General features: G+C 45.6%; 8 protein-coding genes. 7 read left to right on the top strand and 1 reads right to left on the bottom strand.

The window, feature by feature from the left end; genetic code table 11:
• Position 1 precedes the first annotated feature (1 nt).
• From GPK60_RS09535 to GPK60_RS09525, 3 genes are read left to right on the top strand one after another with little or no spacing between them, the layout of a single operon-like run.
• Entirely contained in the window at positions 2–793 is a 792-nt protein-coding gene (locus GPK60_RS09535) for a class I SAM-dependent methyltransferase (protein WP_215659633.1), read from the top strand.
• The gene (gene hslO / locus GPK60_RS09530; RefSeq protein ID WP_022118997.1) at positions 790–1674 is read left to right on the top strand and encodes an Hsp33 family molecular chaperone HslO; all 885 of its coding nucleotides are present in this window, start codon (positions 790–792) and stop codon (positions 1672–1674) included. The genes GPK60_RS09535 and hslO overlap by 4 nt, the downstream gene beginning before the upstream one ends.
• Before the next feature lie 27 nt (positions 1675–1701).
• Positions 1702–3621, top strand: a complete 1920-nt coding sequence (locus GPK60_RS09525; RefSeq protein ID WP_215659630.1) for an NAD(+) synthase — start codon at positions 1702–1704, stop codon at positions 3619–3621.
• Between the two features lie 120 nt (positions 3622–3741).
• Here GPK60_RS09525 and GPK60_RS09520 read toward each other — a convergent pair whose 3' ends face one another.
• Positions 3742–4173, bottom strand: a complete 432-nt coding sequence (locus tag GPK60_RS09520; protein WP_252191347.1) for a hypothetical protein — start codon at positions 4171–4173, stop codon at positions 3742–3744.
• Positions 4174–4391: 218 nt separating this feature from the next.
• Between GPK60_RS09520 and GPK60_RS09515 the strand changes: the two genes are divergently transcribed.
• From GPK60_RS09515 to hisA, 4 genes are all read left to right on the top strand, one after another.
• The gene (locus GPK60_RS09515; protein ID WP_215659627.1) at positions 4392–13493 is read left to right on the top strand and encodes a SpaA isopeptide-forming pilin-related protein; all 9102 of its coding nucleotides are present in this window, start codon (positions 4392–4394) and stop codon (positions 13491–13493) included.
• A 166-nt stretch (positions 13494–13659) separates the two neighbouring features.
• On the top strand, positions 13660–15060 hold the full coding sequence (locus GPK60_RS09510) for a spore germination protein (RefSeq protein ID WP_252191354.1): 1401 nt from the start codon (positions 13660–13662) through the stop codon (positions 15058–15060).
• Between the two features lie 129 nt (positions 15061–15189).
• Entirely contained in the window at positions 15190–15612 is a 423-nt protein-coding gene (locus tag GPK60_RS09505) for a hypothetical protein (RefSeq protein ID WP_215659621.1), read from the top strand.
• 309 nt (positions 15613–15921) lie between these two features.
• Complete coding sequence (gene hisA / locus GPK60_RS09500; RefSeq protein ID WP_147631063.1) at positions 15922–16716, top strand: phosphoribosylformimino-5-aminoimidazole carboxamide ribotide isomerase; 795 nt, start codon at positions 15922–15924, stop codon at positions 16714–16716.
• Positions 16717–16765 lie beyond the last annotated feature (49 nt).

Genomic DNA, 16765 nt, shown 5'->3' with positions numbered 1-16765 from the left:
AATGGATGAAAGAAACGAAGATTACGATATCTACGGAAGTTTTGCCTGTGTATATGATAAATTCATGGACAACGTGCCTTATAAAGAGTGGGGCAAATATCTGAAATCGCTCCTGGAAGAACAGGGTATTTCAGACGGGCTTATGCTGGAGCTTGGATGCGGAACAGGAAGTCTGACGGAGATTTTAGCAGATGCCGGATACGACATGATCGGTGTGGATCTGTCCGCAGACATGCTTGATATTGCTATGGAAAAACGGGAACAGTCCGGCAATAATATTCTCTATCTTTTGCAGGATATGCGGGAATTTGAGCTGTACGGGACAGTTCGGGCAGTGGTCAGCATCTGCGATTCCATGAATTATCTGCCGTGTGAAGAGGATTTTCTTCAAACTTTAAAGCTGGTCAACAATTATCTGGACCCGGAAGGGGTGTTTATTTTTGACCTGAACACACCATACAAATACCGGGAACTGATCGGGGATGCGACGATCGCAGAGAACCGGGAGGATGCCAGTTTTATCTGGGAAAATACCTGGTATGAAAAGGAACAGGTCAATGAATATGACCTGACGATTTTTGCAAGGACAAACGGAGAATATTATCAGAAATTTTTTGAGACACATTACCAGAAAGCCTATGAACTGGAGACGGTCAAAGAGCTGATCCAAAAGTCAGGGATGGAATTTGTGGCTGCTTATGATGCATTTACCAGAGAACCGGTCAGAGCGGACAGCGAACGTATTTATATTATAGCGAGGGAAAAAGGAAAGAAAGGAACCAAGCAGATATGACAGACTATATTGTAAGAGCGACGGCAGCGGACAGTCAGATCCGTGCCTTTGCCGCCACGACAAGAGAAATGACAGAATATGCAAGAAAAGTGCATGAAGAAAGCCCGGTTGCCTGTGCAGCACTGGGAAGACTGATGACGGCAGGAGCCATGATGGGAGCGATGATGAAAGGAGATAAGGATCTTCTGACCCTTCAGATCCGGGCAGACGGTCCACTTCGCGGCATGACCGTGACGGCCGATGCAAAAGGAAATGTCAAAGGGTTTGCCGGAAATCCACAGGTGATGCTGCCTCCGAATGCTCTCGGAAAACTGGATGTCGGCGGTGCAGTCGGTCATGGCATTTTAAATGTGATCAAAGATATGGGTATGAAAGAGCCGTACGTCGGACAGGTTGGGCTGCAGACCGGAGAAATTGCAGAAGACTTAACTTATTATTTTGCAACTTCTGAGCAGGTTGCTTCTTCGGTCGGACTCGGCGTACTGATGAACCACGACAATACGGTTCGTCAGGCAGGCGGATTTATCATCCAGCTGATGCCGTTCACCGATGAGAAAGTGATCGATGCTCTGGAAAAGAAGCTTTCCAGTGTGAAATCGGTGACAAGTATGCTTGATGCCGGTATGACACCGGAAGATATTTTGCAGGAGCTGCTCGGTGAATTCGGTGTGGAGATCACCGAAAAGACGGAGACACGTTTTGCATGTAACTGTTCAAAAGAGCGTATGGAAAAGGCTCTGATCAGCATCGGCAGAAAAGACCTGGAAGAGATGATAAAGGACGGCGAACCAATCGAGATGAACTGCCATTTCTGTAATTCGCATTATCAGTTCAGCGTAGAAGAACTGAAAAAAATTCTGGCACAGGCAAAGAAAAGATAACGTTCAGAAGAAAAGGAGGCGAAAGGCATGAGAGATGGTTTTATCAAAGTTGCGGCAGTCACACCGGATATCCGTGTGGCAGACTGTGAATACAATGCAGAACAGATCTGCAAAAAAATGAAAGAAGCGGCAGCCCTTGGCAGTAAGATCATTGTATTTCCGGAGCTTTGTATCACCGGTTATACTTGTGAGGACCTTTTCTGGCAGGAGGTACTTTTAAATGGAGCAAAAGACGCACTGGATCAGATCAGAAAAGAAAGCCGTGAAATCGATGCACTGGTCTTTGTCGGACTTCCGTGGGAATGGAAAGGAAAGCTTTACAATGTTGCAGCGGCGATCTGCCATGGCAGACTGCTGGGACTGGTGCCGAAAAAGAATCTTCCGAATTATTCTGAGTTTTATGAGATGCGTCATTTTGAGCCGGCAAACGAAGAACTAGATTACATTGAATATCCGGGTGAAGAAGGGCAGGAATGGATTCCGTTTGGCATGCAGCAGATCTTTTACTGTCCGCAGATGGAGGGTCTTACTGTTGCAGCGGAAATCTGTGAAGATCTCTGGGTGCCGCAGCCTCCAAGCATCACACATGCCATTGCAGGAGCCAATGTGATCGTCAACCTTTCTGCAAGTGATGAAATCACCGGAAAGGACAGTTACCGCAGAAATCTGGTTGGCGGACAGTCGGCAAGACTGGTCTGCGGTTATATTTATGCAGATGCCGGAGAAGGAGAATCTTCTACGGATCTTGTCTTTGCCGCACACAATCTGATTGCAGAAAACGGAACAATCCTTGCACAGTCAAAACGTTTTGAAAATGAGATCGTGACAGCAGATCTGGATATCCACAGGATTCGTGCAGAACGCCGCAGAATGACGACTTATCCGACTACGCAGGAAGAATACGAATGGACGGAGTTTGAACTGAAAACGGAAGAGACAAAACTGGAGAGAACGTTTGCACGGACGCCGTTCGTTCCGCAGAATAAAAATGACCGGGAACGTCGCTGCGAGGAAATCCTCTCCATCCAGGCACTTGGTCTGAAGAAACGTCTGGTGCACACAAACTGCAAAAGTCTGGTAGTCGGAATTTCCGGTGGACTGGACTCTACCCTGGCACTTCTGGTGGCAGCCCGTGCCTGTGATATGGCAGGCATCGGAAGAGATCACATTCTGTCTGTGACAATGCCATGTTTCGGAACGACAGACCGCACCTATCAGAATGCCTGTGAGCTGACCAGAAGACTTGGAGCTACCTTAAAAGAAGTGGATATCCGAAAGTCCGTGACATGCCATTTTGAGGATATCGGTCAGGATATCAACTGTCATGATGTCACCTACGAAAACGGCCAGGCGAGAGAGCGTACACAGGTACTGATGGATCTTGCAAACAAGAGCGGCGGTATGGTGATCGGAACTGGTGACATGTCAGAACTTGCACTTGGCTGGGCAACCTACAACGGTGATCACATGTCAATGTACGGCGTGAACGCTTCCGTTCCGAAAACACTGGTACGCCATCTGGTGCGTTACTGTGCCGATACCTGTGAGGATCGCAGACTGGGAGAAGTACTGTATGATATTTTGGACACGCCGGTCAGCCCGGAACTTCTGCCGCCGGAAGACGGAAAGATCTCACAGAAAACAGAAGATCTGGTCGGACCTTATGAATTGCACGATTTCTTCCTGTACTATGTGCTTCGATTTGGCTATGCACCGGGCAAAATTTACCGTATTGCCGGAAAATCGTTTGCCGGTGTGTATGACGATGAGACGATCCTGAAATGGCTGAAGAAATTTTACTGGAGATTTTTTGCACAGCAGTTCAAGCGTTCCTGCCTGCCGGACGGTCCGAAGGTCGGATCCGTCGCAGTATCGCCGAGAGGAGATCTGCGTATGCCAAGCGATGCCTGCGTGCGTCTGTGGCAGAGAGAGCTTGAAAAATTATAAATCACATAAATATTAAGTTGAAATAAAAAATAATATTTGACAGAAAAGCAATCTTTATGTATACTTCTATACAGAGAGCAACGAAAGAGGGAAAGCAAAAGGGGGTGCCTGTGACAGCACCTACCTTTGTGCTTTTGCCAGAGAGTTTTTGATTGCCTGAAATAATAATTCAGAAGTATATTTATTCTCACGGGAGCAAGTGATCCCATCTAAGGACTGTTTCTGACAGATCTGTTCGGACAGTTCATCCAAAGAAGGTTCTACGAGCGGAAAGGCAGTAGTGACCGAATCCCCAAGATTTACAAGGCGAATAGAATCAATCTGATCCGTATTTAACGTAACTTCAATATCCGCATAATGGTTGTTTAGAATCAGGGAAGCCGTATAGACTCCGGGCTGATATCCGACGGAATCTGCATCAGCGGAAGAAGAAAACGTTGTTTTTGTATCCGGTGTATTTGATGCATCGTGTGGCCGGAACATCAGAAAAAGCAGGATCAGAAGTACCAGGATTAAAAAGATAAAAATGGCAGTGTAGATCAATTCTCTCATGTGCAGGACGACAATTTTAGGTTTGGACATCGGTGTTTCCTTTTCTGTTTTTACCAGTATATTTCGCAATGCTTCTCGATATGACGTTTGACTTGAATCAAAAGAGGTGGTTTGTATGAAAAACGATGTATGGCGTGCACCTCGCAGTAACGATGCCAGAGATATTCTTAAATCTCAGGAAATCTCTGCATGCAGGAAAAGAAAGGAGAAGAATTTGGATGAACACAGACAAATGGAAAAGGATACTGGCAGGCTTTCTGGCGATACTTTGTCTTCTGACGTCGCCGATGTCCGTCTATGCATCCGGGATGCAAAAGAGCAGTTTTGCGGGAAAGAGACAGACAATGAGCAGTGAGAAAGCAACAGAAGCGAAGAGTGCTCAGAGCGAAATGCCGCAAAGACAGACCGAACAGCAGATGCAGACGGAAAAACAAAAGCAGACCGAACAAAAGCGGGAGGAAGGTCTGGAGTCAGAGTCTGCATCGAAGAAAAATCCGGAGATAAAACAGGAGTCCGAAGAACAGAAAAATCCGGAGACAAAAAAAGATCCAGGCAGTCAGGAGAATCTAGAATCGCAAAGGAAACAGGAATCGAAAGAAAATACGGTTCAGGGCAGTTCGGATCAGACGGAAAAGGTGATGGATTCGATGAAAATTTCACAGACAGAGCGGCAGAACCGAAAAGCGTCCGGAGAGGAAGAAACCGAAAAAAATCCGAAAGTGAAAAAGCAAAGTGCGAAGAACGAGGCGAGAGCTGCATCAGACAGCATTTATCTGACGGTGCGTTCCAGTGCGGTGACGCTGGATAAAGCATCCGGTGTGAAAGTTGGAAATGTAAAAACACAACTGCCGGATGGATACGAAGGCTACATTCGAAGGACTGCCAAATGTGAGACGAACCTTGGCAGTGATGTTTTTACAGCCGAAGGCGGACCGCTGAATGGCAGGGAGGACTGCAAGACACTTACGGCAAAAGACAAGAATAAGTATTATGCCTGGTACCGGAAAGGGATGTATTATCAGGGAAAATGGGTGGACATCAAAGTGACACTGGTTGATTTCGAACTGCGGGACGGAGCATTTTTCCGTTTTGTGACGGATCGGCCGGGGATTGAGACCTGTAAGGTAGAGTGGGCAGAGACAAAAATGGAGTTTTTCCGCTCAGATAATGGAAATGCGATCGATGTCAAAGGTTATATTACATTTCAGGATATCGATCTTTATCAGGGAATCCTGATGAAAAATGGTTTTGGAAATGTTTATGTGAAAAGAGCAGCACTGGAAAATCTGAAAGCAGCAACGGTGAAGGGCAAAAATTATTACTTTGACACGTCCGGTCTGAACCAGAGCGGAAGTGATACCGGCTTTATGCTGTCGGTACTGATTTCGGGAAAGGCGGCGACAGCGGTCTTTACATTTGTCAGGCCGGAAAACAATCTTGGAACCTCTACAACACCGTCCGGTGGGCTTGTGGCAAAAGCTTACAAAATGTTTCCAAATGCCCATCCGCATATCGAAAAATATGTTTCGGACAGTGACGAAAAGATGACGTCCGAAAACCGCCTTTCCACCAGAGAAGAGACATATACCTATACGCTTCGCACGATGGTTCCAATCGAAAATGAAGAAACCTGTTACCATGATCTGAGCATTTCCGATCAGTTGGATGATTTTCTGGAGATTAAAAATGTCACTGTGACAAACGAAAACGGGGCAAATGCAGAAAAGTTCTGGACGATACAGAAAACAAATGCGTTTGTGGCTCGATGCAGTGATATCAAAAATACCAGTTTTTACGGCCATACGTATGATTTTCAGATCACGGTCGGCGTGAAAAAGGATGCCGGTCTTGAAAAATGCTGGGATCCGGCAAAGAAAATGGCAAGGATCAAAAATCAGGCATCTGCCTCTTCTGACGGCAACACGGTTCGATCACAAACTGTAGTGACAAATATTGCACCGGTGAAATCTTCCGTTTCGGTGGAAAAGAGAGATGGCAAAACAAAAGAAAAACTTCCGGGGGCCGTCTTTGCCGTATACGAATGGAACGGCAGCAGATATGCAACAACACCTCTGTTTCAGCTGAAAAATGAAGCAGATGGTGTGTATGAAAGTGCAGAAATACTTTCTTATACAGATGAGAACAAGGGAAAATTCAAGATCATAGAAGAACAGTCGCCGGAAGGCTACACAAAGAGTGGATGGGAGAAGGAATTTGTTATCTCACCGTTTGAAAGCAAAAAAATCACGTATCACGGTGACAACGCCTGTTTCAATGAACCGCTGTGGATCACCGTGCAAATTCAGAAAAAGGATCTGGAGACAGGAAAAGCACTGTCGGGTGCGAGATTTGCGGTATACGAATGGAATCAGGAACAGCAAAATTATGTGCCGTATGCAGCTTGGCCGGAGCTTGTGACAGCCATAAACGGAGAGGCAGTCAGCGGTAAACTTTACTATCAGAAAAAGAACGAAGGAAAATTTCGACTTCAGGAAACACAGCCGCCGAAAAACTATTTTGGAGATTATGTGGACGGTGAGAAAGAAAAAGGGCTGAAATTCTATGATTTTCGCGTCACTGCCCAGAATGCAGGACAGAGCCTGGAGCTGACCAACAACGGGAAGCAGACGGGATTTGTCAATACACCGCAGATGGCATCGATCGCGGTGAAAAAAATCGGCGAGGTCTTAACAGAAGCCAGAGATTCGGCGGAGGGTGTGATATTTCTCTATGAAAAGCAGCCGCTTGCCGGAGCAAAATACGAGATTACAGCGGCAGAAGATATCTATAAGGCCGACGGAGTGACACTGGCTCTGAAAAAGGGTGCAGTGGCACAGCAGCTGGTAACCGGAAAAGATGGTACGGCAGTCAGCAGGAAGTTGTATCTTGGCAGGTATCATGTGACAGAAACCGAGGCACCGCAGGGCTATGTGCGAAAAGATACGGCAGCAGGAAATACCAGAACAGTGACACTTTCCTACCGCGGACCGGAAATCCGGGAATATGTAAGCGAAGAGCAGGTCTTTGAAAATGAACGCCCAAAGATGCAGGTGACGGTTTTCAAACACTCCGAGAACACACAGAAGGGACTTGCAGGAGCACGGTTTGGATTGTATGCGGGAGAAAACATTCTGTCGGATGGAAACAGGATCGCAGCAAAAGATACGCTGCTTGCTCTGGCGTACAGTAAAAAAGACGGAAGCTGTCTTTTTGATGCGGATGTTCCATGCGGTTACCGCTATTATGTAAAAGAAATCCAGGCACCGGAACATTACTATAAACAGGTGAAAAAAGCACGTTATGAGTTTCAGTGGATTTATCAGGATGATAAAACACAGCTTTACACATTCCCGAAACCTGGAAGCGAATCAGAAGCCGTTTTTCTGAACCAGGAAGTAACAGCAGAAGTTACGGTTCAGAAAGTGGATGCACAGAGCGGACTTTCCAGGCCACAGCAGATGGCATCTTTAAAAGGAGCCGTGTACGGCATCTATGCAAAAGAAGCGATTACATCGGCAGATGGCGATGGAGAGATTCTCTATGAGAAGAATGCAGAAGTCATGCGAAAAGAGACGGATACAGAGGGCAGACTTTGTTTTACAGGACTGCCACTTGGAACGTACTATGTAAAAGAAATCAAAGCTTCGGAAGGATACCTTGCCGATGCCGCAGTTTATACGGTGGACTGTGCCTATGAAGGACAGGATATTCTTGTGATCAAAAAAGAAGTGTTCAGTAAAGAACGCATCAAATCTCAGCCATTTACTTGCTTTAAACTGACCGGAGACAATAAAGAGACGGATCTGGAATGGATGAGAGGTGCCGGATTCTCTGTGTACAGTGTAAAAGAGCTGGAAGAAAAAGGACATCTGAAAAAGGGCAGTGCACAGCTGGAAGATGCAGTCCTGATCCAGGAAGTAATCGATCAGTATCGGGATAAAGATACGCTTCAATATCAGAAAATGAAAGCCCTGGAAACGGCAGCTTATTATGATGAGGCAGGTAAGATGCAGCGTCTTAAGGAGCAGTTTTCCGATGAAAACGGAGTTCTGAATATCCGGGCACTTCCATATGGCAAATATCTACTGGTCGAGACGACCGTTCCAGAAGGAAAGGTGGCGGCGGCACCGAAAGTGCTGAACGTCGATTCGGATGAAAAAGACGGACTGGTGGACGGCGACGGCAAAGGGACATTGCAGATGGGATCTGCCATCTGGGATCAGCCGCAGACCAGTTATCTTAAAATCGTAAAGAAAGACAAAACAACCGGGGAAACGGTAGCGAAACCGGGAGCAAAGTATGTGATCCATGATGTCGAAGGAGCCTACTTTAACTGGTATATGGAAGATAAGACCAGTGAGGAAAAAGTCGATTATATCAATCGCTTTGGAAATCTTGTCGTTGCCTATACAAACGGAGAGATGCTGGGATCTTATGAAAATCCTTATGTGACCGCAGAGCGAAAGGACAGCGACGGCAGAGTGCTCGGCACTTATGTCTCAACGACCACAACACTGCCGCAGGGACTTTATATTTTAGAAGAAGTGCAGGCACCGGAAGGTTATGTACGCCAGGGAGCAGAAGGAAGATACCGCAAAAGAAACGGACAGTATTTCTTTGAAGCTTCGGCAAAAAAGCTGCCGGGTATGGAAGCGGTCCACGCACTGAAAATCACAGAAGAAGCGGTCGGAACCTGGGAACAGGCAGACATTGCTTCTAAAGATTACCGGGTGCGTGTGCAGATCGGTTCGGATGAGGCAAAGACAACGTATGACAGACTGGCAGGAGCCTTTGTGACGGAAGCGGTTCAGGAAAACGAGGCGGCAGTCGGCAAACTGAGCATTTATGCGGAGGGAGAAGTACTGACCGGATACGATCTGAAAAAAGGATTTGCCTATACCTGTAAGCCGCTTGCCGGCAATGTCTTTGTCGTGCGGGCAGCAGAAGATATCTTTTCCGGTGAAGGAAAGGGAGGACAGACTTTACTTTTTGCAAAAGGAAGTGTTGTGACCACACTCACTACCGATGAAAATGGAAAAGCATGGACGGAAAAAATAAAAGCAGCCGGCTGGGAATGGTATGGACTTCCGCTCGGCACTTATACGCTGGAACAGATAAAAGCAGCCAAAGGCTATGCACTTTCCGGAGAAAATCAGGCGGCAAGAACATTTGAGATCCGATATGCCGGACAGGAAGTTCCAATCCGGTATCAGAGTGAACTGTATGAAATTCCAAGACAGAGAGCACAGATCCAGATTGGAAAGAAAGATGCAGAAACAAAAGAAAAACTTACAGGAGCAAAGTTTGGGCTTTATGCGGCAGAAGATATTTTGGCAGCTGATCAGAAAAGCATCCTGGTAAAGAAAGATACCAGACTGGCGATCGCAGAGACAAAAGAAGCGGAAAACGGTATTATGGATGCGGCATTTGACCTGGATCTTCCGATGGCACACTATTATGTCAGAGAAGAAAAAGCACCGGATGGATATTATCGGTCTGATAATACAGAAGAAATTTCCTTTACAGCTGAAGATGACAGCAAAAATGCATCAGAAGATGGCAGATCCGAAGATAATATGGCAAACAGGACAGAAAATGACAGGAAATCAAATGCCAAAACAGGCACACCGCATGATGCTACAATCAAATCGTATGTACGCACGTTTGAAAACTATAAAACAATGCTTCAGATTAATATCATGGACTATGATACAGAAACGGAGCTGGATGGAGTAAAATACAGTATCGTGGATTCGAAGGGTGAGATTGTGCAGGAAGCAGTCAGTATACATGGCAACAATGTGCTGATCCGGGGGCTGAAAGTCGGAGAAACTTATCAGATCAGGGAGACAAAGGCAAGAGAAGGATATAACTGGCAGATTCTGGAAAAAGAAGGTTATAAGTCCCCGCATGTAAAAGAAGGATACGAACAGGGAAATCGTTTCTTTGAGGGAATCGCAAGTAAGGTATTTCGGTGTCAGGAAAATCAGGCAGAGATTCGGCTAGAAGACAAAGAATGTGTACAGGTTGTCAGCCTGTTTAACCGTTCCATTTCCGGAAAACTGGAGATCCGAAAAGAAGGAGAAGTGCCGGAAGCGGAGATCAAAGATCAGAAACTGCAGAAGATAGTCTATGAGACAAAAGGGTTAAAAGGGGCAGAATATGACCTTGTGGCAGCAGAAACGATTCCGCATCCGGACGGTTACAGCAAAGACCTTTATCTGATGGGAACGACCATTGTCCATGTGATAACCGATGAACAGGGAAAAGCGGTTCTTTCGGATCTGCCGCTTGGAAGGTATGAGATCAGAGAGACAAAAGCTCCGTCCGGCTACACGCGAAAGCAGAAAGATGCAAAACGAAACACAGAACTGTTGTGGAAAGACAGTGCAGATCTGGAAATTACCGCAACAGAAACCTTTTTCAACGAAAGACAGAAGATTGATATCGGGCAGGAACCGGATGGCCCGGAGGTGTCTCCGACGGTACCGGAAGAGCCGGGAACGATCATCGGAGAAGAGTGGAAAGGAAGGACCGGTGTATTTAAGAAATGTGTGGACGGAGAGAAAGAAAACAGGCCGGAAGGAGCAGAATTCACACTTTATGCGAAAAAAGATATTACGGACGCAAACGGAAGTGTTGTGCTGCCGGCAGGAACGGAGATAGAGCGTGCCATTTCAGATCAGAGCGGAAGAGCCGTTTTTCAAACAGATCTGCCGCCTGGCACCTATGCAGTAAAAGAAACAAAAGCACCGGATGGATATTATCGATCTGATACGGAGCGGATTTTTGATTTTGAACCGTATAAAGACCAGGATCACATTTTTATCATCCGTATGAAGAGCGAGATCGAAAATGCGGCAGTAAAAGTAAGACTGTTTCTGAGAGATGATCTCACGAAAAAAGAGTTGGCAGGTGCGAAACTTCAGATTCTCGATGAAGATGGAAAAATTCTGCATGCAGTCAGCACAGAAAATACGGAAGGAAAGGGCTGTCTGATCCTGGGGCTGAATCCGGAAAAAACGTACCGCATCGTGGAAGTTCTTCCGAGAAAAGGCTATAAAAAAGAAATCCTGATCCCGGATTCCATGAAAGACATTCTGAAACAGGAGCAGAAACAGGAGGTTACTTTTTCTGTTTCACAGCAGTACACAGAGGAAACGATGGAGCAGATGCCGGAAGAAGTAGTTTTCAATCTGGAAAATGCTTTCATGACCGGAAAGGTGAAAATTTCAAAGACAGGAGAGATCTTAAACGAAGTATCCAGAAAGCTTGGAATTGTACAGGGATTATGGAACCAGATAAAAACCTGGTTTGGTTATCAAACAGGAAGCGTAAAAGGTGTAAGCTTTACAGTAAAAGCGAAGGAAGATCTGTATCACCCGGATGGCGTGACCGGTCTGATCTGCAAAGCGGGAGAGGTTGTTCCGTATCTGGTACGAAGTCAGAAGACTGCGAAAGCAGAAGGAGATACTGATCAGGATGGAAGTCTGGTGTTTGAACAGATGTATCTTGGAACATACGAGCTGGAAGAGATAAATATCCCGGAAGGATATCAGAAGAAAAAAGATAAGGTTTCGTTTGTGCTGGCAGAAACGTCAGATGGAAGTGAAGCAGATGTCACAGAAGCAGAAGTCCCGGTATACAACGAACGCCAGAAAGTGGAGATCCGGGTAACAAAATGCGATAAAGAAAATCCACAGAAAATGCTGGAAGGTGCAGTTTTCGGACTGTATGCAGCAGAGGATATCAAAACAGCAAAAGGAGAAGTTCTTCTGGAAAAAGGAACTTTACTGGAAACACAGAAAAGTGATAAAGAAGGAAACCTGTTGTTTGTCAGCGACCTGCCACTTGGAAAGTATGAAGTCCGTGAGATTGCGGCACCGGATGGCTATATCCGGACAGCACAGACAGAAGAGATTGATGCATCCTGGAAAGAAGACGGGATGGCAGTACAGAAATTCCAGGTTATCTTTGAAAATCAGATCACAAAAGTGTTTGTGAAGAAGACGGCATCCGATACAAAAGAACTGTTAGAAGGAGCAAAACTGGCCATTTATCAGGAAAATACCTGTATCGAAAGCTGGATCACAGAGAAAGAAGAGCATTGCGTGGAAGGGCTGGAAGTCGGAAAAACCTATACCTTGCGGGAACTTTCACCGGCACCTGGCTATGCAACAGCAGCAGAACAGGTATTTCAGATGCAAGATCATAAAGAGGAAGATGGCACTTATCAGGGACAGAAACTGGAAATGCAGGACCCGCCGACGGAAGTTCATATCACTGTCTTTGAAAAAGACGGAGATAAAAAAGTTCCGCTTGGAAATGTAAAAGCTCACCTGGAGACACCGCAGGGCGAGACGCTCCTGAAAGAAAACAGTCCGATGGAACGGGACGGCATCTGGGAGTCCGGAACAGAACAGGCAGAAATCTTTAAAAAAGTGGCGATCGGGCACTATAAGATCGTAGTGGATGAAATTCCGAAAGGTTATGTACATCCGGATGTGATAGACATTGAGGTGAAAGATACAGCGGAAGTACAGAAATTTGAAGTTCTGGTGGAACCAATCTGTATCCGGATTACCGGCTATGCATTGTCTTCAGCAGCAGAAAAGAAGCAGACAAGAACGATCCGGTCTGGGATTTATGTACATATCAGAGATCTGTTTGAGGAGCGGTCACTGGAACTTCCGGAAGCCTATACACGTGTTCCGTCTGGCAGTTATCAGGTGAAAACAGACCGTGTACCGGATGGCTATGTACTTCCGGCACAGACGAAGATCACGGTAAGAGAAGATACGTCAGAAATACAGGATTTTGAGGTAGAGATCCGTCCGACAGTGATTAAAATCGAAGCCGTTGACAAAAAGACGCAGACACCACTGGAAGGGGTAAAGATCAGTGTGGTTAATGAAAAAGGAAAGAAAATCTGGAAACATGTGACACTTACTGCTTTGAAAGAAAAAGTAATCCCATCCTGGTATACCATTCAGGTCGAGAAAGTGCCAAAAGGTTATCAGAAACCGAAAAATCAAAAGATTAAAGTCAAAGCAGTTGCAAATGTCCAGAAATACAAAGTGGAACTGACGAAAGAAGCACAGGTGCAGACAGAAAAACGTGTGGATACCGAGAACTTTGATAAAACAACCGGAAACGACCATTCAGGATTTTCATCAGATAATACATCGGATAATGAAAACGCTGTGACAGCAGCCAAAACAGGTGATGCATCCTGGATGGAAATGTGGATCTTCGCAGGTCTGATGGCAGCATCGAGCATGATATTATGGTTTTTCAGAAAGAAAATACATATCAGATAAAAATAAGTAGATATCAGTAAAACAGCCCGGAATCGACTGCCGGATTTCAGATAAGTATGACTGGAAGAATGGAGTCTAAAAGAATAAAACACAGAAAAATGGAAATAATCACGATAGTGAGTAATAAGAAGAGGTGAAAAATGTGCAGCAGAAGCTATCGACAAGCCTGGAAGAAAATCAGAAATATTTCCGCCGGATTCTGCGGACGGACAAAAATTTTGACATCATCAGCAGAACGACGATGGTAGCAGACCGAAAAGCAGTCTATTACTTTGTGGACGGATTTTTAAAAGAGAGCATTGTGGAAAAGTTACTGGAATTCTTTTATTCTGTGACCCCGGAAGATCTGCCGGAAGACAGCGAAGAGCTGTCAAGAGATGCCATGCCCTATGTAGAAGTTGAACTTTTAGAGGACTGTGAGCAGATCACAACGCAGATTTTATCGGGCGTGATGTGTCTGTTTATTGACGGGTATTCCAGATGCTTTGCCATGGACTGTCGTACCTATCCGATGCGAAGTGTCGAAGAGCCGGACAAAGACAAAGTACTGCGAGGACCAAGGGATGGTTTTGTGGAAACCATCGTATCCAATACAGCACTGATCCGAAGAAGAATCCGCAATCCGAAACTGTCCATGGAGATGAAAAATGTCGGAAGCACTTCGCATACCGATGTGGTGCTGTGCTATATGGAAGATCGTGTGGATTCCGGATTCTTGCAGCAGATCGAAAAAAGACTGGAGCAGATCAGAACGGATGCCCTGGCAATGAACCAGGAGAGTCTTGCAGAATGTCTTTATCCACATAAGTGGTACAATCCATTTCCGAAATTTAAATATACGGAGCGTCCGGATACGGCAGCAGCTGAGATCCTGGATGGGAAAATTGTGCTTTTAACGGATAACTCTCCGGCAGTCATGATCCTTCCGGTATCGGTGTTTGACATTATGGAAGAAGCCGATGATTTTTATTTTCCGCCGGTGACCGGCACGTATCTTCGTGTTACAAGGTTTGTCATAGCACTGCTGACACTGCTTCTGACCCCGACCTGGCTGCTTTTTTTACAGAATCCGCAGTGGATACCACCGCAGTTTGCATTTATTAAAATAAGCGGAGATCTCTATGTTCCGGTCTTTGCACAGCTGCTGATCCTGGAATTTGCAATCGACGGTCTGAAACTGGCAGCGATTAATACGCCGGGTATGCTGACAACGCCACTCAGTGTGATCGCCGGTCTTGTTGTCGGTGAATTTGCAGTCCAATCCGGGTGGTTTAATGCAGAGACGATGTTATATATGGCATTTGTGGCAATCGCAAATTACACGCAGGCAAGCTATGAACTGGGATACGCCCTAAAATTTATGCGGATTCTGCTGCTGATCCTGACGGCGGTTTTCGGACTTGCCGGATATGCGGCAGGTCTGGTAATCACGTTCTTAAGTCTGCTTCTGAACCGTACAGTATCCGGAGAAAGTTATCTCTATCCGCTGATCCCATTTGACGGAAAACAGTTTTGCAGAAGGATTTTCCGAAAAAGAATCCGGTTTAATATCAACCTGAAAGAATAATGAAGATAACAATGGGTGTGCTTTGAAAATCAAAATCGACACGAAGGAACATGAATAAAAAAAGTACACAGGATGCATATTAAGGATGGGCATAAGAAGCTCCGAAAAAGCAAAGAAAAGGAGAAGACTATGAGAAGAACAAGAAGCATGCTGGCAGTCCTTGGAATTGTCTGTGCACTTTCCGGTATCACAGGATGCAGCAACCGAAACGGAAATACATCGGCAACGAGCGGAAGCGAAAGCAATATGCAGAACGGAAGCAATGGTACACAGGCGGAAAGCAATATGCAGAACGGAAGCAATGGTATACAGACGGAAAGCAATATGCAAAACGGAAGCAGCGGTACACAGGCAGAAAGCAACACACAGAAGAATAACAGCACAAAAAAGAACAGAAACCAGTCGGACACTTCGCAGTCACGCCGCACAGACGGAGCAGATGGAGTACTCGATGATGCAGGCGATATCGTCCGTGATGCAGGTGATGCAGTCGGAGATGTGGTTGATGACCTGACCGGTGAGACAACCGGCCGCAGTCGTATGACCGAGTAAAGATGAGGATTCGCTGAGGTAAGTCATGGGGGCAGAAACGTTGCCTCTGTGGCTTCTTTTTTGGATTTACAGCCAGATGTACGAAAATTATTTTGCTACAAAGCAATTCTTAAAAATCCGGAGAATATCTGCTGGACAAAGAAAACAGGCTTTTCTATAATGAAAACGTCAGAGGTTCTGTGTGGGTAGAATGATCAGACCAGCGTGCAGATGCATAGCAATTTTGACAGGAACATGCAAAGAGACGACAGGAATCGAGAGTCAGTTTTCGAGAGTCGGATCTGAATAACAGAAAAAGAGGAGAAACGTATGAGATTTCGACCATGCATTGATATACATAACGGAAAAGTAAAACAGATCGTAGGAGGAAGCTTAAGAGACGAAGGAGATCAGGCAAAGGAAAATTTTGTGTCTACACAGGATGCGGCATTTTTTGCAGAGATGTATCAGAAAGACCGGATAAGCGGCGGACATGTGATTTTGCTGAATGCAAAAGATTCTCCGTTTTATGAAAAAACAAAAGAGCAGGCCATGCTGGCACTTCGGACGTATCCAGGAGGACTGCAGGTCGGAGGCGGCATTACCGATGAAAATGCGAAAGATTTTCTGGAAGCCGGAGCTTCTCATGTGATCGTTACCAGCTTTGTATTTAAAAACGGCGTTTTTTACCGAGAAAATCTGGAAAAGCTGCTTCGGACAGTCGGAAAAGAACATCTAGTGCTGGATTTAAGCTGCCGCAGAAAAGAAGACGGATACTCTATCGTCACAGACCGCTGGCAGAAGTTTACCGATGTAAAGTTAAGCGAGAAGGTACTTGACGAACTTTCCGGCTGCTGCGATGAATTTCTGGTGCATGCAGTGGATGCAGAAGGAAAAGCACAGGGAATTGAAAGAGAACTGGCAGATATGCTCGGAAGATGGCAGGGAATACCGGTCACCTATGCCGGTGGCGTTGGAAGTTTTGCGGATCTTCAGGAACTGAAAAAACTTGGCAGAGATCACATCGATGTTACGATAGGAAGTGCCCTGGATCTCTTTGGGGGAAGCATGCCTTACCGGGAAGTTCTGCGTGTGTGTGCCGCCAATTTGGATGAGAATTCATAAGATAGTATAAAAAAACTAAAAACTTTGCAAAAGTGATTGAAAATATTGT

The organism is Ruminococcus sp. MCC718 (genome assembly GCF_018783905.1).
Taxonomy (GTDB): domain Bacteria; phylum Bacillota; class Clostridia; order Lachnospirales; family Lachnospiraceae; genus Hominisplanchenecus; species Hominisplanchenecus faecis.
Note: the sequence above shows the minus strand (reverse complement) of the source record. Positions and strands in the feature narration are given on the sequence as shown.

Excerpts from the sequence above, each read along its gene's own strand:
- GPK60_RS09505 (WP_215659621.1), top strand. The coding sequence starts at position 15,190 with ATGAGAAGAACAAGAAGCATGCTGGCAGTCCTTGGAATTGTCTGTGCA.
- GPK60_RS09520 (WP_252191347.1), bottom strand. The coding sequence starts at position 4,173 with ATGAGAGAATTGATCTACACTGCCATTTTTATCTTTTTAATCCTGGTA.
- GPK60_RS09525 (WP_215659630.1), top strand. The coding sequence starts at position 1,702 with ATGAGAGATGGTTTTATCAAAGTTGCGGCAGTCACACCGGATATCCGT.
- hisA (WP_147631063.1), top strand. The coding sequence starts at position 15,922 with ATGAGATTTCGACCATGCATTGATATACATAACGGAAAAGTAAAACAG.
- GPK60_RS09535 (WP_215659633.1), top strand. The coding sequence starts at position 2 with ATGGATGAAAGAAACGAAGATTACGATATCTACGGAAGTTTTGCCTGT.
- GPK60_RS09515 (WP_215659627.1), top strand. The coding sequence starts at position 4,392 with ATGAACACAGACAAATGGAAAAGGATACTGGCAGGCTTTCTGGCGATA.
- hslO (WP_022118997.1), top strand. The coding sequence starts at position 790 with ATGACAGACTATATTGTAAGAGCGACGGCAGCGGACAGTCAGATCCGT.